The following is a 22,215-nucleotide window of genomic DNA, read 5'->3' as shown; positions in this document are numbered from 1 at the left end:
GCCCCACACGGTACGACAGCGAAAATTGCGGCAACATTACAATTGCCGCCCCTGAAATCGCGCGCAACGCAGGATCAGAAACGTAACCGGAAGGTGCTTCCGAAGGCGCTGCTGTCCAGAAAGATTCGCCCGTTATGGTTGGCGACGATCTGCTTGACGAGGCTGAGGCCAAGGCCCGCCCCGGTGCTGCGCGGCGTAACGCGATAAAAAGGCTCGAAAATCCGCTCCCGCTGGTCTTCGGCGATCCCCTGTCCCTCATCGGAAACCGCGATCTCGCCACTGGCGAGAATCGAGACGTGGATCATCCCCCTGTTCCCGCCATGGTCGATGGCGTTGCGCACGATGTTGCTGATGGCGCGCGGCAGGGTGAACGGGTTGCCCAGTATTTCATATCGCGCGACCTGCGTTTCGAAGGAGATATCGTAGCCCGCCGAAAGCGCGAGCGGGGCGAGATCGGCAACGACGGTGCGTACCGTCTCGACGAGGTCCAGCGTTTCGCGCCGGTCGTTCACCTGATCGTTTCTTTCGAAGGCGAGAAGCTGTTCGGTGGTCTCCCCAAGCCGCGCGACATCCTCCATCAGGCGTTGCTGCTCCGGCCCCGGCAAGCCCTCTATCCGGGTCTGCATGATCGCAATCGGCGTTCTCAGCTCATGCGCCGCATCGATGAGAAAACGCTGCCTCGCCCGAAACTGCTCTTCGAGCCGTTCGAGGATGCCGTTGAAGGCAAGGATCAGGGGCACCACCTCCCGCGGCACATCCTCGACCGGAAGCTTCGAGCCCGGCCGGCGCGGGTCGATCTCGGGAGCCTTTTTGACGACGGAACTGAGGCCGGCAAGCGCCTCGCGCACGATGCGGGGAACCGAGAAGAACACGGCGGGCAAGATGACAGCCAGGAGGGGAACGTAAATCTTGTAGGTTCCGGCAAGGAGCGTCAAAAACTGCCCCCTCATATGCGTGGTTCCGCCGAACATGACCCTTACGGAACCCCACTTCGTCTCCATGCTTTCAACCAGGGCGACCTCGGAGATGCCCTTTCCTCCGCGAATATCGGCATCCGTCAGCAAATGCAGATACGACGACAATTCCTCATAAACGGCGGGCACGGCGCCATAGCTCGCCACCCGCCCGTCCAGCGTGGAAGCCACGAACCAGAGCGTTGAGTTCTCCGCCTTCAGGGCCTGCAATGCCGGGCCATCGGTAACGACCAATCCTTTTTGCGGATCGAGCGAAAGCGACTCATCAAGTGTTGCCGACAGATCGTCCCAGAGCGCAATATTGGGCGAAAGCATCGTCATGCCGTAAAAGCAGAGGCCGATGATGACCACGGCAATCATGGCGGAGACGACGACGCTGAGCTGCCAGCTCAGTTTCCACCACAAGGACGAGTTGGAGGTGCCCTGCGCTTTCATGCCTCTTCCTTCAACAGATAACCGATGCCGCGAATATTGTGGACGCCAACGCCTGCGGAGGCATCGAGCAGGCGTTTTCGCAGCCGCGATATATGCGCGTCGAGCGCATTGGACTGGATCTCCTCCTCGTAATTGTAGACGGCCGCCTCAAGCGTGGAACGCAGCACGGATTTGCCCTTGCGCTTTGCCAGCGCAATGAGAACCGCAAGCTCGCGCCTTGGCAGATCGAAGGGAACGGAATTGATCGTGACGCTGAGATGGAGCGGATCGATAACGATGCGGCCGGCGGTGATTTCGGCCGGCGCAAGGTTTGCCGGCCTTCTCAGAACCGCACGCACCCGCGCCAGCAGCTCACCGACGAGAAACGGCTTGCCGAGATAGTCGTCGGCGCCGCCATCCAACCCGGCGATGCGGTCTTCCGGTTCGTTCAATGCCGTCAACAGAATGATCGGCGTGTCGATGCCGGCGTGGCGCAGCTGCGGAATGAAGGCAAGTCCCTCCCCGTCCGGCAGGCGGCGATCAAGCAGGATGGCGTCATAGACGTGCTGGCGCGTCAACTCCATCGCATCGCCGAGCCACATCGTATGGTCGATGACGATGCCCTGCCTGCCGAGCGTCGCCGTCAGCGCATCCGCCATTGCCTTTTCGTCTTCGATCAACAGAAGTCTCATGCGTCACCGTCCCTTCGCATTCCCTTGTCTGCCAGAAAGGTTGCGGCAGTATTGCGGCAAAGCAGCCGCCAGAGCATTTCCAACCCGGTGCATGGCGGTTTCCCCTCCAAAAAGGCATGAAATCAGGGCGCCGGAACATAAGCCCCTGCTGTTTAAGCAGCTGCGTTCGCAAGGGTAATGCTGCTGCAATTATGGGCGCCTATCCAGATGCCATACGCCTCAAGAGAGGCAATGCGACCGCCTGAGCGGCGGTCCCGCTATGGAAAGGATTTCAGCATGTGGGTGAAGAGAACCATCAAGGCGGGGATCGCGCTTGCAGGTTGCGTTCTCGTTGTCACCGCTCTCGATCCGGCGCGCGGCAGCGTCGATGCGAATGAGCGTGTCAAAGGCATCGTGAGCGGGCTCGTCGAAACCGCTGCGATGAGCCCGGCAGGCACTCCGTTCGAACTGACGGCCACCGAAACGGCAAAGATCGGCACGCGCCCGATGGTGGAGCGGCTTGGCATCAGCGGCGAGCTTCAGCCGATCACCCGCGTGGTGATCCGCGCCCGTGAAGCCGGCAAGATCGTCGAGATGAATGTCCGCGACGGAGACACGGTGCAGGCGGGCAAGCTGCTCGTGCGTTTCGAAACCGATGAGCTGCAATCGACGCTTTTGCTGCGGCAGAGCGACCGGGACGCGGCCGAGGCCGAGCTGATGCTGGCAATGCAGGCCCTGACGAGAACCGAACAGCTTGCCCTGAAAAACATCGCTTCGGCGGAACAGTTCGACAAGGCGAAAAGCGATGTCGCGGTGAAGACGGCAAGGCTCCAGAGCCTTTCGGCGCAGGCGGATATTGCCCGCCTCGCCCTTCGCAATGCCGAAATCCGCGCACCCTTCGGCGGCACCGTCACCCGGCGGCTGGCCGAGGCGGGATCGCGTGTCGGCGCGGATGGCGAGCTTCTCACGCTGGTCGATACCAGCGTGCTGGAGGCGAAGGTTCTTGTCGCGACGCGCGATGTTCCGCGCGTCACCCTCGGCCAGACGGCGGAACTGGAGATTGACGGCCTTGGCGGCCGGATCGTCAAAGGCACGGTCGACCGCATCAGCCCGGTTGCCGAAGACGGCACCCGCTTCGTCGCCGTCTATCTGCGGTTGGCCAATCGTGACGGCCAGCTGTGGGGCGGAATGTTCGCCAGCGGATCGATCCTGCTGCGCGAGAAAAATGATGCGCTCGTCGTTCCCGCCATCGCGCTGCGCAAGGATGAGACCGGTTACCATGTGCTCAAGGTGCAGGACGGCCATCTTCGCCGCCAGATGGTCACGGTGGGAGCGCGCTGGAACGGCGGCAACCTGATCGAGATTGCCGCCGGGTTGAAGGATGGAGAGACCATCCTGACCGCGCCGCTTCCGCAATTGCGGCCCGATATGGCCGTCACCGTCGACAAGGCAGGCTGAAATGTTCTTGACCCGCATATCCGTTACCCATCCCGTTTTCGCCACCATGATGATGGTTGCGCTTCTGGTCATGGGCGCCTTCTCCCTGCAACGGCTCGGGCTGGACCAATATCCCAATGTCGACGTTCCCGTGGTGGTGGTCATCACCTCTTATCCGGGTGCGACGCCGGAGACGGTGGAAACCGAGGTGACACGCCCGGTCGAGGATGCGCTGAACGCCATTGGCGGTCTCGATGAGGTCACCTCCACCTCCTATGAGGGGCGCTCCGTCGTCGTCGCGAAATTCAAGCTCGAGGTGCGCAGTTCGGCCGCCGCGCAGGAGGTGCGCGACAAGATCGCCGCTATCGAGGCGAATTTTCCCGAAGATGCCAAAAAACCGGTCATATCGAGGTTCGACCCCGCCGCCGAGCCGATCCTGTCGGTGGCGATCAGTTCGACATCGCTCGATGTGCCCGCTCTCACCAGCCTTGCCGACCAGAAGGTGGTGCGGCAGTTGACGACCGTTGCCGGCGTCGGCCAGGCAACGCTGGTCGGCGCGCGCAAACGGCAGATCGATGTGACAATCGACGAGACGCGCATGCGCGCCCTCGGGATCGGCATCAACGAGGTGGTGAACGCGCTGCGCACCGGCAACAGCAACAGCCCGGCCGGAAGCGTTGTCGATCCCGTCTCCGAACGCACGATTCAGGTGCAGGGGCGTATCGAGGAGCCGCAGGCGCTGCTGGATATGGTCGTGGCAAGGCGTGGCGGCGCGGCCATTGCGCTTCGCGATGTCGCAACGCTTTCCGAAGGGGCAGCCGATGCCGAAAACCGCGCCCTCTATAATGGTCAGACGGCGCTGGCGATCGACATCGTCAAGGTTCAGGACGCCAATACGGTTCAGGTCGCAACAGATGTGAGGAAGCGCCTCGATGCGCTCAATGCCGAGCTTGCCCCGCAGAACGTGCAATTGCGCATCGTCACGGATGCGTCGATACCGATCCGCGAATCCGTCAGTCAGGTACAGACAACGCTGATCGAAGGTGCGGCGCTCGCCGTCGCCATCGTCTTCCTGTTCCTCAATTCCTGGCGCAGCACGGTGATTACAGGGCTGACATTGCCGATAGCAATCATCGGCACGCTCGCGGTGATCCATCTCCTCGGCTTCACGCTCAATACGCTCAGCCTGCTGGCGCTGACGCTTTCCATCGGCATTCTGGTGGATGACGCCATCGTGGTGCGCGAAAACATCACCCGCCATCTTCACATGGGTAAATCCCACCTGCGCGCAGCACTCGACGGCACCAATGAAATCGGGCTTGCGGTAATCGCGACAACGGCGACAATCGTGGCAGTCTTCCTGCCGGTCGCCTTCATGGACGGCATTGTCGGCCGGTTTTTCTATGAATTCGGCGTCACCGTCTCCGCCGCCGTCCTGATCTCGCTCTTCGTCGCCTTCACGCTCGACCCGATGCTGTCCAGTGTCTGGTACGATCCGGACGCCCAGCCCGATGCGAAGCGCGGGCCGGTAGGCCACCTGATCGCCCGTTTCGACCGCGGCTTCGAATGGATGGCCGGGCAATATCGCCGGGCCATCGGCTGGACCCTGCGGCACCGGCTCGTCACCCTGCTTGTCACGTCGGGCATCTTTATCGGCAGCCTGTTCATGGTGCCGCTGGTCGGCACGGAGTTCGTTCCGAATGCCGATGAGGGCCGCTTTCAGGTCAATATTACCGCGCCGGTCGGCTCCTCGCTGGATTATACGACAACGAAGGTGCGGCAGGTCGAAAAGGCGCTGAAGGAATTTCCGGAAGTCGAGACGCTTTATTCCACCGTCAATACCGGCGGCGCCGCCGGCAAGCATCGCGCCGCCATATTGGTGGGGCTGGTGCCGCTCGATATGCGGAGCCGAACCCCGCTCTCCCTTGCCGAACCGGTTCGCAAACGCCTGTCAGCCATACCCGGCATAGAGGTCACGATCCTGCAGAATGGCCTTGGCGGCGGCGAAAGCCCGGTGCAGCTCAGCATCCTCGGCGACGACCGGGCGGTCCTCGAAAAAATCGCCACCAGTCTGGTCGAAGACATGAAAAAAATCCCCGGCCTAGTGGATGTGACCTCCAGCGCCAGGGATGTGACCTCCATTCTTTCGGTCCGTCTGAAGCCTGCGGCGGCGAGCGATCTCGGCATTGCCCGCTCCGATCTTGCCGCAGCGCTTTCCCCCCTCATCGGCGGCGAGGATGTGTCGAAATGGACGGATGCGGACGGCAACAGCTACGATATCGTCATCCGCCTGCCTGTCGAGCGGCGGTCCGACGCGGCAGGTCTCGGTGAATTGATGATCGCAACCGGCCGCACGGCCGCGAACGGCGCACCGCTGATGGTGCGTCTCGATCAGGTTGCCGATATCGGCATCATGCCGGCCCCCGCCGAAATCCGCCGTATCGACAATCGCCGCGAGATACTGGTTTCGGCCAATATCGCCGGCCGCACGCTTGGCGACGTGACGGAGACGTTGCAGGGCCTGACCGCCGATCTTGAGCTGCCGAATGGCTGTCGCATCCGCTTCGGCGGTGACGCCGAAACCATGCAGGAGACCATCGGCCACATGGTCACGGCGCTTACCATGGCCGTTATCTTCATCTACATCGTGCTCGCCTCACAATTCGGCAGTTTCATGCAACCGCTCGCCATCATGGCGTCCCTGCCGCTTTCGCTTGTCGGCGTCCTCATCGGGCTGATGGTGGCCGGCAGCACGATCAACATGTTCTCGCTGATCGGCTTCATCATGCTGATGGGCCTCGTGACCAAGAACGGCATCCTGCTGGTCGATTTCGCCAATCGCGAGCGGCGGCGTGGGCTTTCGCTGAACGAGGCGCTGGAAAACGCCGGCGTCATCCGCTTCCGCCCGATCATCATGACGACGCTTGCGATGATCTTCGGCATGATCCCGCTCGGTCTGGCCGTCAGCGGTGGCGGCGCGCAGCGTGCGCCGATGGCCCATGCGGTGGTTGGGGGCCTCATCAGTTCCACGCTGCTGACCCTGATCGTGGTGCCGACCATCCTGTCCTATATAGACAGCATCGTCAGGCGTTTTACCCGCCTGTTGCCGAAAGCGCCGGACGAAACGGGGCATTCGAACCATCAGGCGGAACCTTCCCAAGAGCAGCCGGCCTGAAAAGGCCGGTTTTGCATCTATGGGGCTGCCGTCACCTCAGCAGGAGAATAGCGGCTGGCCCCGCCAGAAGCACGGCAAGGACGATGATGGGATGGAGATAACGCAATAAAAAGCGGAGAGCGGGACGACATGGTTTTATGCAACGGCACCTGACGACAAACATCAGGCAAGGTTGGAGATGGCCGATTGCGGCGGCATTACGGTCCTGGGCACAGGAGCGGCTGCCGGACGCATGCGGTTACGATCTCTCGCTGCCCTGACGCTTCTTTTTGCCCTTCGGACGAAAATCGACAAGAAGCGACTTCAGTTCGATATCGCGAACGCGCCTTGCCGCCTCATCCGGGCGCACCCATTCCAGCAGGCGTTCACCGCGTTCCTTGAAACTGGTTTCCGCCTCCGTCACCTCTATCTGGAACACATCGACCATGCAGGGAACGACATCGCCATTGTCGAGCATCTTGAGATAGGTATAGCGGCCAACCGCATTCTTTTTCACCCGGCCGCGCACGCCCGCCTCCTCCCACGCCTCGATTGCCGCCGCCTCGTGCGGCTTCTTGCGTTTCATCGGCCAGCCGCGCGGAATGATCCAGCGTCCGCTGGTACGGGACGTGACAAGGAGGATTTCGACATCCTCGCCATTGCCGGCATAACGGAAGCAGAGCGCGGCATATTGCTGCCGGAAAGCGCCGGTGAAGAGCTTTTCCGGAACCGCAGCAAGTTGCTGGAGCAATGTCAGTGCACGAGCCGGGCGGGTTTTCCGGCTTTTCTTGGTGGGTTTCATATCCGTTGATAGTGCTGATTTTCCGGGTTGCATCAATGCCCCGCGTGCATTTATGACAGTTTTATGACAATCACCCCCCACAACTAATAAAGCGCCATTGAGGGCCAATTCGCATGATGAGTATTTTTCGCAAGCTGATGCCGCGCGAGGACCGTTTCTTCGACATGTTCAGCAAACATTCCGAAACCGTCATCAAAGCGGCCGAGGCCCTTGACCAACTTTTGAGCGGCATCGACGTCGAGAAGAACTGCGACCTCATCGTCGCCCTCGAACACCAGGCGGACGACATCACCCGCGAGGTGCTGCTCGCCGTCAGGCGCAGCTTCATCACCCCCTTCGACCGCGGCGACATCAAGGATCTCATCCAGTCGATGGATGACGCCATCGACATGATGCACAAGACCGTCAAGACCATCCGCCTTTTCGAGCAAACGGAATTCGATCCGCTGATGAAGGAAATGGGTCATGAGATCGTGCGCGCAGCCGGCCTCATCGCGGAAGCCATTCCGCTTCTCAACAAGGTCGGTACGAATGCGCATCGCCTGTCATCCATCGCCGAAGAGGTGACCCGCGTTGAAGGCCGCTCCGACGAACTTCACGATCTGGGTCTCAAGGACCTCTTCCGCCGCCACGGCGCAAGCGGCAATGCCATGGCCTATATGATCGGCAGCGAGATCTACGGCGAACTCGAAAAGGTCGTCGACCGCTTCGAGGATGTGGCCAACGAGATCAGCGGCATCGTTATCGAGAACGTCTGATGGATGTCGCACTTGCCCTGCCGTTACTAATCGGCCTTATCGCCATCGCGCTGTTCTTCGATTTTCTGAACGGTCTGCACGATGCCGCCAATTCCATCGCCACCATCGTCTCCACCCGCGTGCTGCGCCCGCAATATGCGGTCGCCTGGGCGGCTTTCTTCAACTTCATCGCCTTCCTGTTCTTCGGCCTGCATGTGGCCGAAACGCTCGGCACCGGCATCATCGATCCGGCCATCGTGTCGCCGCAGGTGATCTTCGCGGCGCTGATCGGCGCCATCGTCTGGAACATCGTCACCTGGATTTTCGGCATTCCCTCCAGCTCGTCGCATGCGCTGATCGGCGGGCTCGTCGGTGCGGGATTTGCGAAGGTGGGTTTCAATTCCATCGTCTGGTCGGGTCTGCTGAAGACCGTGGGCGCCATCTTCATGTCGCCGGCCATCGGCTTCTTCCTCGCCCTGCTTCTGGTGCTCACCGTCTCCTGGCTGTTCGTGCGGCAGACGCCGTTTGCCGTGGACCGCACCTTCCGCGTCATGCAGTTCATCTCCGCCTCGCTTTATTCGCTGGGACACGGCGGCAACGACGCGCAGAAGACCATGGGCATCATTGCCGTGCTGCTCTTCAGCCAGGGACATCTCGGCGAGAGCTTCTACGTGCCCTTCTGGGTGGTGATTTCCTGCCAGTCGGCCATGGCGCTCGGCACGCTGTTCGGCGGCTGGCGCATCGTCCACACGATGGGATCGAAAATCACCCGGCTGAACCCGATGCAGGGTTTCTGCGCCGAAACCGGCGGTGCGCTGACGCTGTTCGGTGCGACATGGCTCGGCATTCCGGTCTCCACCACCCACACGATCACCGGCGCCATCGTCGGCGTCGGCGCGGCCCGCCGCGTCTCGGCGGTGCGCTGGGGCCTTGCCGGCAATATCGTCATCGCCTGGATCGTGACCATGCCGGCGGCTGCGCTGATATCCGCCGCGGTTTACGGGCTGACGTCGCTGTTCGGCTGACAGCTCCATCCCTGCCCCGATTTGCCGCTCCACCCGGAACAAAAGCCACCCCGTGGCTGTTGTTCCGGGTGGAACAATGCGGATCGCGGACATGGCACGACAGGTTTTCTGGAAGGGTTATTTGAAACTGTCGCTGGTGACGGCCTCCGTCTCGCTGACGCCCGCGACGACGGAAGGCAACAAATACACCTTCCACATCCTCAATCGCAAAACCGGCAACCGCGTCGAAAGCCGTTATGTCGACAGCATCACCCACCGACCGGTCGCCGCCAAAAACCAGGTAAAAGGTTTTCCCCGCGCCGAGGACGATTACGTTCTGCTGGAAGATGACGAGATCGATGCGGTGGCGCTGGAAAGCACCCGCACCATCGATATCAAGACCTTCGTGCCGAAAGGATCGATCGACTGGATCTGGTACGACCGTCCGCATTTTCTGCGCCCGGAAGACAAGATCGGCACCGAAGCCTTCAGCGTCATTCGCGAAGCCATGAAGGTGAACGATGTTTTCGGCATCGCGCGCCTGGTGATCTACCGTCGTGAAAGGGCTGTGCTCCTCGAACCGTCGGGAAAAGGCATCATCCTGTGGACGCTGCATTACGGCGAAGAGGTACGCGAAAGCATCGACGCGCTGGAGCCGAAGATGAAAATCGACCGGCCATTGCTGGAAGCCATGGAAAAACGCATCGGCAAACAGGTGACGGGTTGGAAACCGGCTTTGGTGCAGGACCCCATTCAGAAGAAGATCAAGTCCCTGCTGAAGACCAAGGGCGACGAGGTCTCCTCCTCGAAAAAGAAAACCGGCACGAAGGCCCGCACCGGCGGCAATGTCATCAACATCATGGATGCGCTGAAGAAAAGCCTTGCTTCCGAAAAGAGAAGCTGAGGCTCGATGCCTTCAGCGTGCCTTTTTCGGAAGCGGCTCGGCAGCAGCAAAAAAGCCGTCCCACGGGTCTTTTTTCAGCGCGGAAAGACGCGCGCCGATATTGTTGACGGTGAAATGGGCCGGGCCGATCTCGGCGGTGAGTTCCGACCATTCGAGCGGCGCTGAAATAGCGGCTCCCGGCCGCGCACGGGTCGAATAGGCCGCAACCGCCGTATTGCCCCTGCCATTGCGCAGATAGTCGATGAAAATGCGGCCCTGCCGTTTCGCCTTGGTGGCGACCGAGAGATATTTCTCCGGCTCGGCCTTCGACATATCCGCCGCCATGGCCTTGGCGAAGGCCTTGACCGGGGCCCAGCCCGCCTGCGGCTTCAAGGGTGCGACGACATGCAACCCCTTGCCTCCCGACGTCTTGAGGAAAGCGGCAAGTCCGGCCTCTTCGAAACGCCGCTTCAGTTCAAGCGCCGCTTCGATCACCTCTTCCCATGCCACATCCTCGCCGGGGTCGATATCCATGGTAATCATGTCCGGCTTTTCCCAATTGGCAGTGGTCGCACCCCACGGGTGGATTTCGAGCGCGGCGGATTGCACGAGCGCCATCAGGCCATCGAAATCGGTGATGCGGATCAGCGGTTCGCCGCCCTTGTCCTTGGGATCCCGGATCTGCTCGACGGCCTTGTTGATGCCGCGCCAGGCATGTTTCTGGAAAAATCGCTGCCCCTCTATGCCCTCCGGGCAGCGCAACAATGCCAGCGGCCGGTTGACAACAAAGGGCGCCATGTGCCGCCAGACCTGCGCATAATAATTGGCAAGCCCCTCCTTCGTCACACCGTCCTCCGGCCAATAAAGCCGGTCCGGATGGGTGAACTTGATCTTCGATTGCGGCGCCTGGGTATCGGACACGGCCTTCTCCTCGCGTTCGATTTCTGCTGCGGGCTTGTCTTCGCGCAGCCCCCGGAAGGAGGCGTGACGCAGATTGCCATCTCCAGACCACGCACGAAACTCCACTTCAGCGACCAGTTCCGGCTTGACGAAATGAAGATCGCGGCGGGCAAGCGCGGTGAGTTTCTCACCGAACGGGCTTTCCTTGCGCTCCAGCGGCTTCAGCCGGCCAAGCAGCATCTCCGCCACTTCGCCCGTATAACCTGTCCCGACACGGCCGACATGGCGCAGCTTGCCATTTTCATAAACGCCGAGCGCCAGCGATCCGATGGCGTGGTCCGATGTCGAGGAGACGGTATAACCGCCGATGACGAATTCCTGTCGCATCGAGCATTTGGATTTTACCCATTCGCCCTTGCGGCCCGAAACATATTTGCTGTTCTTGACCTTGGAAATGACGCCCTCGAGGCTGAGCCGACAGGCATGGTCGAGGACGAGCGCGCCGCTTTCCTCGAAATGCTGGCTGTAACGGAGATGAGGGTCACCCGCCGGCAACAGCTTTTCGAGCAGCGCCTTTCGCTCGCTCAATGCCCCACCGCGCAGATCGCTGCCATCGAGATAGAGAAGGTCGAAGGCGTAAAATACGAAGCGGTCGCTGCGCCCTTCGCTCAGATCCTGCTGCAAGGCGGAGAAATCGGAGGCCCCGCTGTCGCGTTCAACGACGATTTCGCCGTCGATCAAAACCGTTTCCACCGGCAGCGCCGTGAGAGCTCCTGTCACGGCCCGGCCGAATTTCTCCGTCCAGTCCAGCCCGCTGCGGGTCAGCAGTTGAAGCTTGCCCTGATCGACCCGCGCCTGCAGACGATAGCCGTCAAATTTGATTTCATGCAGCCAGCGATCTCCGTTAGGCGGTTTCGGCTTGAGCGTGGCGAGCGCCGGCGGCACGAAGGATGGCATGGCCAGTTTGCGTGCGCCTTTGGGCAGCGCATGCGCCTGTTTCCTGCCGGAGGCGGAAGCCACGGTCTTTTTCGATACCGTTTTGGAGTTCCAGGTATCCTTCGGTTTGGCCGCAACTTCCTCGACGCTGCGCCCGGTCTTTACGGATTCCGGCCGTTCTTCGAGAATATCAGCGCCGCCCTTATGCCTCGCCTCCTCGTCATCGCCCTTGATCAGCAGCCAGTTCTCCCGGCTTTCTCCGGGCTTTCCATGCATGCGCACCAAATGCCATCGGCCTTTGAGCTTTTCGCCGTCCAGTTCGAATTCCAGATGGCCTTTGCGATAACCTTTCCGGGCGTCACCGATCGGTTGCCAGGTGCCGCGATCCCAGACGATCACGGTGCCGCCGCCATATTGTCCTTTCGGGATGACGCCCTCGAAATCGCCATAGCTGAGCGGATGGTCCTCGACATGCACGGCAAGGCGCTTGTCCTCGGGATCGAGGCTCGGGCCGCGCGTCACCGCCCAGCTTTTCAGCACCCCGTCCATTTCCAGCCGAAAATCATAATGCAGGCGGCGGGCATCGTGTTTCTGTATCACGAAGCTCGAGCCCTGCTGTTCGGCCGTCGTCCCTTTGGGCTCCGGCGTCTTGTCGAAACTGCGCTTGGCGTTATAGGTCTGCAATCCCATGGATCAGCTCGCTTTCCGCGGGGCCTTGCGGCCCGCTGCCGTCGCCCTTTTCCTGCTGCCCGCTTCGGCCCCCGCGCTGCGACGCAGGGCCTCCTTGAGATCAATGATATTGTCTTCCTTGCGCGGCGGCGGCCTGGCGATTTCCCGGCCTTCGATCTTGGCTTTCACGAGTTCTGCGAGTGCATCATTATACCGATCGCTGTAGTCTGCCGGGTCAAATGTGCCCGCACGCTTTTCGATGATGTGTCCGGCCAGCTCCAGCATTTCCTCATCGAACTCGATATCGGGGATCGACTTGAAGACGGATGTCTGCGAACGGACCTCGTAGCTGAAGTTCAGCGTCGTAGCGACGAGAGCCTTACCGCTCGGACGGATCAGCAGGACACGGTTGCGGCGGAAAAGCACCGCTTCGCCGAGAGCTGCGACATTCTCGTCGTCCATTGCCCTGGCAAGAAGCGTAAGCGCCTCTTCGCCGCCCTCCCCGCTCGGCGCGAGATAATAGGACTTGTCAAAATAAAGCTTGTCGATCTCGTCACACGGCAGGAAATGCCTGACGCTGATGACCTTGTCGCTTTCCGGCATCAGCTTCGCAATCTCGTCTCCCTCGATGACGATGTGGTCGCCATTGTCCAGCTCGTATCCCTTGACCTGATCCTCGCGGAGAACCGCGTCGCCGGTATCGCTGTCTACATATTGCCGCTCGACGCGGTGGCCGGTCTTGCGGTTGACGATATTGAAAGAGATTTTCTCCGCCGAGGTCAGCGCGGAATAAAGGCCGACTTCGCAGTTGAAATCGGCAAAGGCCAGATGGCCTCTCCAGCTCGCTCTCCGGTTCATGTCCGTCGTCCCTCGTCATCGCTGCGGGAAGACATGTCTCCGCGTCGGCCCTTGGCCAGAATACGCTCGATGGCGGGCACGTCCGCCTCCGCCAGAACCGGCACCGGATCGGACGCCATGGCTTCCAGCACCTCCGTCGACAGCCCGCCATTGCGTATAACCCATTCCATGGCCTCGCGGGTCTGCCGCTCCGCCTTCAACTGCGCATAAAGCGCCAGTATCAGCCGGTCGCGAACATCGAAGCTCTTCAAACTTCTGTCTGAACGTTCTGACTGCCGTTTCATTTCGAAATCCTCGAAGGCCTATCCGGCATTAGCGGGCATCGCCTCAGGCAATGCCCCTGCCGCCGGTCACACCATAAACCTCGCCATTGATGAAGCTCGCATCCTGCGACGCCAGCAGCACGTAAACGGGCGCCAGTTCCACCGGCTGTCCCGGGCGGCCGAAATCGCTGTCCTTGCCGAAATTCCTCACCTTCTCGTCCGGCTGGCCGCCGCTTGGCTGAAGAACCGTCCAGAACGGGCCGGGGGCGACGGAATTGGCGCGCACGCCCTTTTCGATAAGCTGCTTTGCAAGCGCTTTCGTATAAGCGACGATGCCGGCTTTCGTGGTGGCGTAGTCCAGCAGGATGGCGGAGGGCTCATAAGCCTGTATCGACGCTGTGGTGATTACCGACGAGCCCGGCTTGAGATGGGGAACCGCCGCCTGCGCTATCCAGTGCAGTGCGTAGAGATTGGTCTTCATGGTAAGATCGAAATCGACTGTCGATAACTCGTCGACGCTTTCTCGATATTGCTGCCTTGCCGCGTTGACGACCAGAATGTCCAGCCCGTTGAGATCGCCGGCCGCTTTCTCGACCAGTTCGCGGCACCAGGCCTCGTTGGTAATATCGCCGGGCAGCGCGACCGCCACGCGGCCCTCAGCCTCGATGAGCGCCACGACCTCCTCGGCGTCGGATTCTTCTTCCGGAAGATAGGAGATCGCCACATCCGCGCCTTCCCGCGCGAAGGCGATGGCAACCGCGCGGCCGATACCGGAATCGCCGCCGGTAATCAGCGCCTTGCGACCGGCAAGCTTGCCGGTGCCCTTATAGCTTTTTTCGCCATGATCTGGGAAAGGCGTCATATTCGTCACCAGACCCGGCATCTCCTGGGTCGGTGTCGAAAAGGGCGGGCGCGGATATTGGCTGCGTGGATCCTGAGGCTCGAGGCGGTCTGTCATCGCGGTCTCTCCCATCGATAGAGGTGCATCCGAGGCGCGTTCAGGACAGGCAATCGAACTATCCCGTCATGCTGATCGCCGGTGTCGCCGGGGCAACCGCGGCATGGACGCGCCATACGCAAGCCTAACGATCTGCCGTCGCTCTCGTTCCATGGGATGTGGGAAAGGCAGGGCGACGGCGTCTGCGCCGTCGCCTCTTTTTATCAAACGGAATGTTTCTTCCGTGTGGTGGCGCTGACGACCTGAGCAGGCGCGACATCCGGTTTGCCGAAGAGATAACCCTGCGCCTGCGCGCAGCCCTCGTCGACCACCATGCGATATTGCGCATCCGTTTCAATTCCCTCCGCCGTCACCGGCAGATCGAGGCTGCGGCCGAGGCCGATCACCGCGCGCACGATGGCGCGGGCATTGTCATCGTCGCTCATGGCGGCGATGAAGCTGCGGTCGATCTTGATCTTGTCGAAGGGGAAGCTCTGCAGGTTGCTGAGCGAGGAATAACCGGTCCCGAAATCGTCCATGACGATGGCGACGCCGAGCGCCTTCAACTGGTTGAGGATGATCAACGTCGCCTTACGGTCCTTCAGAAGCGCGGCTTCGGTGATTTCCAGTTCCAGCCGGTTGGGCGAAAGTCCGGTCTGCATCAGCACGGTGCAGACGACATGGCCGAGATTGGCCAGCGAAAACTGCAATGGCGAAACGTTCACCGCGATCTTCAGGTGCGGTGCCCAGCCGGCCGCCTGACGGCAGGCCTCGCGCAGCACCCATTCGCCGAGCGAGATGATGATGCCGCTCTCTTCGGCAATCGGAATGAAGACATCCGGCGGCACCACGCCCCGTGTCGGGTGCTGCCAGCGCACCAGCGCCTCGTAACCCACGACCTGGCCGCATTCGACTGACAGCACCGGCTGATAATTCAACAGCAACTCGTTGCGATTGATGGCAAGCCGCAGATCCGTCTCGAGCTGGCGGCGTTCGCGCGCCTCCTGATCCATCACCGGATCGTAGAAGGCCAATATGCCGCGCCCGCCCATCTTGGCGCGGTAGAGCGCCAGATCGGCGGCGTGCATGATGCTTTCATGGTCCTTCCCGTCCCGCGGGAAGACGGCGATGCCGATGCTGACGCCAACGGAGGTCGGATCGTTGGCAACATTCATCTTCAGCGCGAACATGCCAAGGATCGTCTCGGCCAGCAGGCGCGCCTCTTCCGCCCTGGTGTGCCGGGCAGTCAGGATGACGAATTCATCGCCGCCGAGACGGGCAACCACATCCCCTGCCCTTGCGCATTCATCGAGAATGGCGGCGACCTTTTTCAGGACGCGATCCCCCTCGGCGTGGCCGAATATGTCGTTGACCGCCTTGAACCGGTCGAGGTCGAGCGCCAGCAGCGCGAATTCGTCCTCCTCGTCGCAATGCTCGATCTGTTGGTGAAGACGGGTCTGGAACATGGTGCGGTTGGAAAGGCCCGTCAGGACGTCGTGGCGGGCGAGATATTCGATTTCCCGCTGCGCTTCGCGCTTTTCCGTCAGGTCACGGATAGCCATCACCTCGCAGGGGCGGCCGCGATATTCGATCGTGCGTACGCCGAGCTCGAATATCTGCGCCTGCCCGGCGCGCTCGCGAACCGCCTCCACCGGTGCATGGCGCGGCATATAAGCGGGCTGCCCGTCGATGGCCTTGAAGAGATCGTCAGGGTTTTGTCCGACCAGCGACGCTTCCTCCCGGCCCAGAAGGCCGGCAAAGCGTGTGTTAAGCTCCACGATCCGCCCATCGCGGACAACGGCGAGACCATCGAGCGTCGCATCCACAAGACCCTTGAGATCGACAAGGTAACGATCCACAAGAGCGGCGGCGGCAGTGGTGGACAGGATCAGGAACGTGACGCCGGAAATGGCGCAGATCATGATCAGCCGGGCGACATTGTCGGGATCAGGCCCCGATACGGACGGATCCGGCGAAAGCACCGTGGCCGACATGGTCGTGAAATGCAGCGCGCAGATCGCGAAGATCGCCGATCCGGCCGGCGCGGCGATGCGCTGCCAGGAGCCGAGGCGACGAAAAAGGAAAAAGGCGAGGAGAAAAGACGCCCAGGCAACCGCAAAACCACCCAGCACCGGCCCCCACCGATAGCTGATCGTGGCGGCGACATCCATTCCCGCCATGCCGACGAAATGCATGACGGCAACCGACAGCGTGACCAGCGTGCCGACGATCGCCGGGCTGTAAGCGGCCTGCGAGCGGCTGGTGAGCGCCAGCCAGAAACCGAAAACCGGAAGAACCGCCGAAAGAGCCGTGAAGGCGAAATCATAACCGATCGGGACCGCGCCCTTATAGGCGAGCATGGCGACGAAATGCGTGGCCCAGACGCTGAGCCCTCCGGCAAAGGCGGCAACCAGCACCCAATAGGGCTTGCGGCCAGCCGGACTTTCCTCCGCACGCAATAAAAGATGAAAAAAAGCAAACATGCCAAGCAGGCAGATAACAGCCGCAAGAAGCACGACCGCCCGGTCGTGTTGTACGACAACGCATTCCAGAACCGTGAACATGACGCACTCTCCCAGCCTCTGAAGAACCGCTCACGGTGGCACTATGGGAGTGGTTTATTTATAAATCTCTAATGCAACTAATGATAAATGTAACGATCTGTTCTGCAACGTACAGAAAGGAACGGGCCGCACGCGGCAGCCCGTAAGCTTTTTTTCGCGCGCGGCTCGACCCGGACTATAGGAAAGGCCGTTTATTTCCAGCTTCGATAATCGGCTGCGGTACATCCGAAAGGCGCAGGGCCATCGGAGAAACGCTCCTGCAGACGGGCGCATCCCCACTCGTTAATTGCTGCGGGCATCATGTTGTTGAGGTCCATGCCGGGCGAGTTGAACTGCGACGGGGCGCTGGTAACGTACCACAGCCAATAACCGATAACCGCGACGACGATGACGGTCACAATGGCAACGAAAGTCCCCAGTCTGCGCAGGAGGCCCGGCCCTTTGCCAATCGTCGCGCCCGGAGCCGAGGCGCCCTCCGGCGTCTGGTTCGCGAGCATCGGGGCAAGCGATGCGAGGGCCTCCGCCCTTTCCTGCTCCGATAGCTCGATCCGCTCCAGCCGGTCGTCGAGCAGAACCGGCAGCGCGGTCTTGCCGTGCCAGACCGCCAGCGCAACATCGTGTTTTCCGTTATGACCAACGACGACCGGGATTCGCCCCCTCTCCAGATGGGTGAAGGACTGCCGCTTGGTCTTGTCTTCTCTGACCGTATCGGCATAGGTGACGAAGAGACGGCTGCGTTTTTCGGCAACCGCCGTCAGCGCCACCGGAATGACGGTCAACGGTGCGGGTTTGCGCAGCTGCAGGCAAACCCGCAGGACCCGGATAAGCGTGAACAGCATCGCCAAACTGCCGAAACCGAGCAGGGCGACGAACACGCCGAGCGTGATGATGCGGTTCCAGAGCATGTCGAGGCCCAGCGAAATCGTTGCGAGTTCCGGGTTCTTCGCGGAGATGACCAGCCCGGTTTCATAATCGCCGGAATGGAAATCGACGAACATGACCTCGACATCCTTCTTGTAGCTCACCCCCGCATGGTCATAGGAAAGGTCCGCCTCACAGGTCGTGAAGATTGCCTTGCGCGTCTTGCAGCTGCCGCTGATATCGCCGCTTTCAATCTCCAGCGGATCTTTGCTGATCTGATAGTCGCGCAATATGCCTGGGCCTTCGGCGACAAGCATGACGGCCGTGATGACCAGAAGCACCGGAATGGAAAAATAATAGGCTGCCGGCACTGAAATGACGCCACGTTTGAGGCTCAGCGGCCGAGACGGAAGTTCTATCTGTGCAAGGTTCATGGTCATCAACGCATTCTTCGGGAGGTGGGTGAGCGGAGTTCACGACTCTCGCCCGATGGAAGGAATAGTCATCGGACGATCTAACCCGATGAAGTCCTTGAGAAAACCCCCTGAAATTGCTGGATGGCGTGCGACAACCACCTGCTGCGACTAGTTTCGTTTCCGCGAAGAGCCGGAGGAGCGTCATGGAGGACGCTTTCAGGGGCACGGACCTAACCGCCGATAAAAAAACGGGCGGTAAAACCGCCCGTCGCAGGTTCCAAAGACTATAGTTTGCCCTTAGTCCTTCGTGACCTTTTCCAGCCGGGTCGTCTGGCTGGGATGGCCCACATAATCCTTCACGCGCGCATTCAGCACGATCGGCTCAAACCTCTCGAACATCGGCAACACCGCCGGCTTCTGGGCGACAAACATTTCCTGCATCTGGGTGTAGATTTCCCCGCGCTTCCTGGCGTCCGGCTCCAGCGAAGCCTTTGCCGTGAGCGCCGTCAGTTCCGGAATGTCCCAGGCCGAGCGCCAGACGAAATTGCCGGCGTTGTTGGCGGCCAGCGAATTGTCGGGGTTGCTGGAGAACTGCTCCATCGAGCCCAGCACATTCGGCATGTAGGCGCCGGTCTGCGGAATGAGCAGATCGAAATCCCGCGCGCGGTGGGCGGCAATCACGTCCGAACCGTTACCCTGCTGGATATTGACCTTGATGCCGATCTGGCTGAGCGACGCCTGGATCGCGGTGGCGAGATCGATGCGCGGCGTCTGCGCGATCGTTTTCAGATTAAGCGTGAAGCCGTTCTCATAACCGGCCTCCTTGAGGAGGGCCTTCGCCTTCTCCACATCGAGCTTCCAGTCCGGGCTCGGAATGGCGTATTCGAAGTTTTCCGGCACCGGCACCGTACGTGCCCGGCCATAGGGACCCATGATGGTCTTTTCCATTCCCTTGTAGTCGATGCCATAGGCAATCGCTTCGCGGACCTTGGGGTTGGACAAAGGCTCCTTGCCGGCGTTCATGGACAGGACGTAGAAGCCGCCCGTCGGCACGCGCTGGATCTGGAAACCTTCCTTGTTGTTGAAGATTGCAAGGTCGGCAGCCGTCAACGCACTGGCGATGTCGATATCGCCACGCTCCAGCATCAGGCGCTCCACCTGGCTTTCCGGCACATGCCGCACGATGACGCGGCGCATTTTCGGGCTACCGGCTACATAATTCTTGTTGGCCTCGAGAATGATGATCTCGTTGGGCGACCAGCGATTGAGCGTAAAGGGACCGGAACCGGCGGAATTGGTTCTCAGCCAGCCATTGCCCCAGTCGCCACTGCTTTCATGCGTCTTGAGTTCCTTGCTGTCGACGACGCTGGCGATGACCATGGCCAGACGGTAAAGAAGCAGCTCGGACGTCGTTTCACCGGAAAGATCGATGCGTACCGTTTTCTCATCCGGCGCGCTCACCAGCTTGTCGACATTATCGGCATTATAGCCAACGCGCTTGAGGTTGGCTGCGGCCGCCTGGTTCATCTTCAACAGCCGGCTGAGCGAATAGACGACGTCTGCCGAGGTTACCGGATTGCCCGAGGCGAAATTGGCTTCGCGAAGATGGAAGGTGATGCCCTTGTCATCTATCTCCCAGCGCTCGGCAAGCTGCGGTGAAACCTTGCCCGAACCATCGACCGAAATCAGACGGTCATAGAGGTTGGACATGATTTCGTTGGCTTTTCCTTCGGTGGCCTGATGCGGATCAAGCGACAGCACCTGAGCCAGCGATGTTCCGATGACAAGCTGGTCATTCGGTGTTTTGGCCACGGCTGGCGCTGCCTGCACCAGCATGGCGCCCAGGGCCGTGGTGAATGCGAGACGGATCAATGATTTTCTCATACCTGCTCCTCCTACAGATCGGTAATTCACGTTTGGGAAAAAAGCCCGCGACGCAGCGGGGCGTCGCGGGCCAGAACGGTCAAAGATGTTTGTTATCAAGCGCTTCTATCAGCGCGGCGATGTAGCCGTAGCAGAAGGCGAAAGCGACACCGACGGCATCGCGCCCGGCAATCGTCGGCACATGGTCTGGCATGATCATGTAGCGATAACCGAGTTCGTGATAGAGTTTCAGCGAACGCACCATGTCCATGTCGCCCTCATCGGGGAACGTCTCCATGAAGGAGAGTTTGCCGCCGCTGATATTGCGGAAGTGGACGTTGAAGATCTTGTCGCGGCTGCCGAACCACCTGATAATGTCGTCGATTTCCTCGCGCGGATTGTCAAGCATCTCGCCGATCGACCCCTGGCAGAAATTCAGGCCGTGATAGGGGCTCTCGCGCATCTGCACGAATTTCTTCAGCCCCTCGACCGTGCCGAGAACGCGGGTGACGCCCCTGTAGCCCGGCGGCGTATAGGGATCATGCGGATGGCATGCCAGGCGCACGCGGTTGCTTTCGGCCACCGGCACCACACGCTCGAGGAAGTAATCGATGCGTTCCCAGTTCTCGTCTTCGGAAAGAACGCCAGCGAGACCCGGCGCTGCATCATGGTCCGCCTTGTCCCAGCGCCAGGCCTCGTTGAGCGAGCCGCCGCGGCCGCGCTCCATTTCGGTGCGCGGAATGCCGATGAGGTTGAGATTGTATTTCGCGGCAGGGATTCCGGCCCTGGCGATATTCTCTATCATCGTGCAGACGGCATCGATCTGCCGGTCGCGATCAGGACCGGCAAGCAGGATATCGGGATACGACGCCTGTTCGATGGGCCGCGACGGCAGCGGCAATTGCACCATGTCGAGAACGAGGCCAAAGCTTTCGACCTTGTCACGGTGGCGCTCAAAGTCCTCGAAAGTCCAGCTCGCGGGCTTTCCGGGCGGATCCGCGTTGATATTTTTGACGCCGAGCTGCGCCCAAACCTTAAAATCCTCGTCATCGCGCGCAGCAACCTGGGTGCCGACATACATCGATTCTCTCCTCTCTCCATGCAAGTCATCATATGACATCGCATGAAATAAGATGAGTGTCGAGATGCTATTGCGCTTCTGAAAGCAACCTGTATCGGCGCTGGCTCGCAAGCATATGTTCGCGCATAGCTTTTCGCGCCGCTTCCGGATCCTGTTCGACGATGGCGCGCAGGATTGCCTCGTGCTCGGCCTGCACTTTGCGAAGATAATTCGCGTCACCGGTTTCCGGCAGCGTCGGGAACTGTCCGCGCGGTATAGAGCGCGAACCGAACTGACGCAGAGCCTCCAGATAGAAGCGGTTGTTCGTGGCGATCGCGATGGCCGTGTGAAACTCGTAATCGGCATCGACAGTGGTTTCACGCGCATCGATGGCGCGGGCCATTTTCCGGTGCGCCGCAGAGATTGCCGCCTCCTGCTGTGCGGTGCGGCGATAGGCGGCGATTGCCGCCGCCTCCCCTTCCGTCGCAAGCCGGAACTCCAGCATTTCCAGCGTTTCCGCAATGGTTCCGACTTCGGATTGCGTCAGTTTCACGCCGGCCCATTCACTGGCATTGCTGACGAAAACCCCCTTGCCCTGGATGGGAACGACATAGCCGGCGGAACGCAAATCTGCGATCGCCTCGCGAACCACGGTGCGGCTCACGCCGTAGCTGCGTTCAAGCTCCGGTTCGGTGGGAAGTTGATCTCCGTTTTTCAATTTTCCACTGCGAATTTCTGCGCTGAGATTATCGATGATCTGTTGTGCCCGCCTCTCCCGAGGCCTCGCTTTGTCGCCCATCATGCCACTCTTC

General features: G+C 60.7%; 17 protein-coding genes. 5 read left to right on the top strand and 12 right to left on the bottom strand.

The window, feature by feature from the left end:
- Positions 1 to 74 precede the first annotated feature (74 nt).
- A complete protein-coding gene (locus ACIK7D_RS14265) occupies positions 75 to 1,409 on the bottom strand; it encodes a sensor histidine kinase (RefSeq protein ID WP_400156602.1) in 1,335 nt (444 codons plus the stop codon).
- On the bottom strand, positions 1,406 to 2,080 hold the full coding sequence (locus ACIK7D_RS14260) for a response regulator transcription factor (RefSeq protein ID WP_400156601.1): 675 nt from the start codon (positions 2,078 to 2,080) through the stop codon (positions 1,406 to 1,408). The genes ACIK7D_RS14265 and ACIK7D_RS14260 overlap by 4 nt, the downstream gene beginning before the upstream one ends.
- Before the next feature lie 276 nt (positions 2,081 to 2,356).
- Here ACIK7D_RS14260 and ACIK7D_RS14255 point away from each other — a divergent pair, with 276 nt between their 5' ends.
- On the top strand, positions 2,357 to 3,517 hold the full coding sequence (locus ACIK7D_RS14255; RefSeq protein WP_400156600.1) for an efflux RND transporter periplasmic adaptor subunit: 1,161 nt from the start codon (positions 2,357 to 2,359) through the stop codon (positions 3,515 to 3,517).
- A 1-nt stretch (position 3,518) separates the two neighbouring features.
- Positions 3,519 to 6,671 carry an efflux RND transporter permease subunit gene (locus ACIK7D_RS14250; RefSeq protein ID WP_400156599.1) on the top strand — a complete coding sequence of 1,051 codons (3,153 nt, stop codon included), beginning with the start codon at positions 3,519 to 3,521 and terminating at the stop codon, positions 6,669 to 6,671.
- A gap of 238 nt (positions 6,672 to 6,909) precedes the next feature.
- Here the strand turns inward: ACIK7D_RS14250 and ACIK7D_RS14245 are convergent, their stop codons facing one another.
- Positions 6,910 to 7,452 (bottom strand): NUDIX hydrolase, encoded by a 543-nt coding sequence (locus tag ACIK7D_RS14245; protein ID WP_003521773.1) that lies wholly within the window; start codon positions 7,450 to 7,452, stop codon positions 6,910 to 6,912.
- A gap of 113 nt (positions 7,453 to 7,565) precedes the next feature.
- Between ACIK7D_RS14245 and ACIK7D_RS14240 the strand changes: the two genes are divergently transcribed.
- The 3 genes from ACIK7D_RS14240 to ACIK7D_RS14230 all read left to right on the top strand — a co-directional run bounded on the left by ACIK7D_RS14240 (position 7,566) and on the right by ACIK7D_RS14230 (position 10,097).
- Positions 7,566 to 8,210: a DUF47 domain-containing protein gene (locus tag ACIK7D_RS14240; RefSeq protein WP_003521774.1), complete on the top strand. Its 645-nt coding sequence runs from the start codon at positions 7,566 to 7,568 to the stop codon at positions 8,208 to 8,210.
- A complete protein-coding gene (locus ACIK7D_RS14235) occupies positions 8,210 to 9,214 on the top strand; it encodes an inorganic phosphate transporter (protein WP_003521775.1) in 1,005 nt (334 codons plus the stop codon). The genes ACIK7D_RS14240 and ACIK7D_RS14235 overlap by 1 nt, the downstream gene beginning before the upstream one ends.
- 91 nt (positions 9,215 to 9,305) lie before the next feature.
- Positions 9,306 to 10,097: a Ku protein gene (locus ACIK7D_RS14230; RefSeq protein ID WP_400156598.1), complete on the top strand. Its 792-nt coding sequence runs from the start codon at positions 9,306 to 9,308 to the stop codon at positions 10,095 to 10,097.
- A 12-nt stretch (positions 10,098 to 10,109) separates the two neighbouring features.
- Here ACIK7D_RS14230 and ligD read toward each other — a convergent pair whose 3' ends face one another.
- The 9 genes from ligD to ACIK7D_RS14185 all read right to left on the bottom strand — a co-directional run bounded on the left by ligD (position 10,110) and on the right by ACIK7D_RS14185 (position 22,205).
- Positions 10,110 to 12,602, bottom strand: a complete 2,493-nt coding sequence (ligD, locus tag ACIK7D_RS14225; RefSeq protein ID WP_400156597.1) for a DNA ligase D — start codon at positions 12,600 to 12,602, stop codon at positions 10,110 to 10,112.
- Between the two features lie 3 nt (positions 12,603 to 12,605).
- Positions 12,606 to 13,439 (bottom strand): Ku protein, encoded by an 834-nt coding sequence (locus ACIK7D_RS14220; RefSeq protein WP_104679976.1) that lies wholly within the window; start codon positions 13,437 to 13,439, stop codon positions 12,606 to 12,608.
- Complete coding sequence (locus ACIK7D_RS14215) at positions 13,436 to 13,723, bottom strand: hypothetical protein (protein ID WP_400156596.1); 288 nt, start codon at positions 13,721 to 13,723, stop codon at positions 13,436 to 13,438. The genes ACIK7D_RS14220 and ACIK7D_RS14215 overlap by 4 nt, the downstream gene beginning before the upstream one ends.
- A gap of 43 nt (positions 13,724 to 13,766) precedes the next feature.
- On the bottom strand, positions 13,767 to 14,660 hold the full coding sequence (locus ACIK7D_RS14210) for an SDR family oxidoreductase (protein WP_127757167.1): 894 nt from the start codon (positions 14,658 to 14,660) through the stop codon (positions 13,767 to 13,769).
- A gap of 203 nt (positions 14,661 to 14,863) precedes the next feature.
- A complete protein-coding gene (locus tag ACIK7D_RS14205; protein WP_400156595.1) occupies positions 14,864 to 17,203 on the bottom strand; it encodes an EAL domain-containing protein in 2,340 nt (779 codons plus the stop codon).
- A 191-nt stretch (positions 17,204 to 17,394) separates the two neighbouring features.
- A complete protein-coding gene (locus ACIK7D_RS14200) occupies positions 17,395 to 18,498 on the bottom strand; it encodes a hypothetical protein (RefSeq protein WP_400156684.1) in 1,104 nt (367 codons plus the stop codon).
- A 279-nt stretch (positions 18,499 to 18,777) separates the two neighbouring features.
- Positions 18,778 to 20,316, bottom strand: a complete 1,539-nt coding sequence (locus ACIK7D_RS14195) for an ABC transporter substrate-binding protein (protein ID WP_400156683.1) — start codon at positions 20,314 to 20,316, stop codon at positions 18,778 to 18,780.
- Positions 20,317 to 20,443: 127 nt separating this feature from the next.
- Entirely contained in the window at positions 20,444 to 21,424 is a 981-nt protein-coding gene (locus ACIK7D_RS14190; RefSeq protein ID WP_003521785.1) for a mannonate dehydratase, read from the bottom strand.
- A gap of 67 nt (positions 21,425 to 21,491) precedes the next feature.
- Positions 21,492 to 22,205, bottom strand: a complete 714-nt coding sequence (locus tag ACIK7D_RS14185; RefSeq protein WP_003521787.1) for a FadR/GntR family transcriptional regulator — start codon at positions 22,203 to 22,205, stop codon at positions 21,492 to 21,494.
- Positions 22,206 to 22,215 lie beyond the last annotated feature (10 nt).

Origin of the sequence: Agrobacterium sp. P15N1-A (genome assembly GCF_044626815.1) — a bacterium.
GTDB lineage: Bacteria > Pseudomonadota > Alphaproteobacteria > Rhizobiales > Rhizobiaceae > Agrobacterium > Agrobacterium leguminum.
This window is presented reverse-complemented; position numbering and strand designations above follow the sequence as displayed.

Excerpts from the sequence above, each read along its gene's own strand:
- ACIK7D_RS14230 (WP_400156598.1), top strand. The coding sequence starts at position 9,306 with ATGGCACGACAGGTTTTCTGGAAGGGTTATTTGAAACTGTCGCTGGTG.
- ACIK7D_RS14200 (WP_400156684.1), bottom strand. The coding sequence starts at position 18,498 with ATGAACCTTGCACAGATAGAACTTCCGTCTCGGCCGCTGAGCCTCAAA.
- ACIK7D_RS14240 (WP_003521774.1), top strand. The coding sequence starts at position 7,566 with ATGATGAGTATTTTTCGCAAGCTGATGCCGCGCGAGGACCGTTTCTTC.
- ACIK7D_RS14215 (WP_400156596.1), bottom strand. The coding sequence starts at position 13,723 with ATGAAACGGCAGTCAGAACGTTCAGACAGAAGTTTGAAGAGCTTCGAT.
- ACIK7D_RS14245 (WP_003521773.1), bottom strand. The coding sequence starts at position 7,452 with ATGAAACCCACCAAGAAAAGCCGGAAAACCCGCCCGGCTCGTGCACTG.
- ACIK7D_RS14265 (WP_400156602.1), bottom strand. The coding sequence starts at position 1,409 with ATGAAAGCGCAGGGCACCTCCAACTCGTCCTTGTGGTGGAAACTGAGC.
- ACIK7D_RS14250 (WP_400156599.1), top strand. The coding sequence starts at position 3,519 with ATGTTCTTGACCCGCATATCCGTTACCCATCCCGTTTTCGCCACCATG.
- ACIK7D_RS14235 (WP_003521775.1), top strand. The coding sequence starts at position 8,210 with ATGGATGTCGCACTTGCCCTGCCGTTACTAATCGGCCTTATCGCCATC.
- ACIK7D_RS14220 (WP_104679976.1), bottom strand. The coding sequence starts at position 13,439 with ATGAACCGGAGAGCGAGCTGGAGAGGCCATCTGGCCTTTGCCGATTTC.
- ACIK7D_RS14255 (WP_400156600.1), top strand. The coding sequence starts at position 2,357 with ATGTGGGTGAAGAGAACCATCAAGGCGGGGATCGCGCTTGCAGGTTGC.
- ACIK7D_RS14195 (WP_400156683.1), bottom strand. The coding sequence starts at position 20,316 with ATGCTGGTGCAGGCAGCGCCAGCCGTGGCCAAAACACCGAATGACCAG.
- ACIK7D_RS14185 (WP_003521787.1), bottom strand. The coding sequence starts at position 22,205 with ATGATGGGCGACAAAGCGAGGCCTCGGGAGAGGCGGGCACAACAGATC.
- ligD (WP_400156597.1), bottom strand. The coding sequence starts at position 12,602 with ATGGGATTGCAGACCTATAACGCCAAGCGCAGTTTCGACAAGACGCCG.
- ACIK7D_RS14190 (WP_003521785.1), bottom strand. The coding sequence starts at position 21,424 with ATGTATGTCGGCACCCAGGTTGCTGCGCGCGATGACGAGGATTTTAAG.
- ACIK7D_RS14205 (WP_400156595.1), bottom strand. The coding sequence starts at position 17,203 with ATGTTCACGGTTCTGGAATGCGTTGTCGTACAACACGACCGGGCGGTC.
- ACIK7D_RS14210 (WP_127757167.1), bottom strand. The coding sequence starts at position 14,660 with ATGACAGACCGCCTCGAGCCTCAGGATCCACGCAGCCAATATCCGCGC.
- ACIK7D_RS14260 (WP_400156601.1), bottom strand. The coding sequence starts at position 2,080 with ATGAGACTTCTGTTGATCGAAGACGAAAAGGCAATGGCGGATGCGCTG.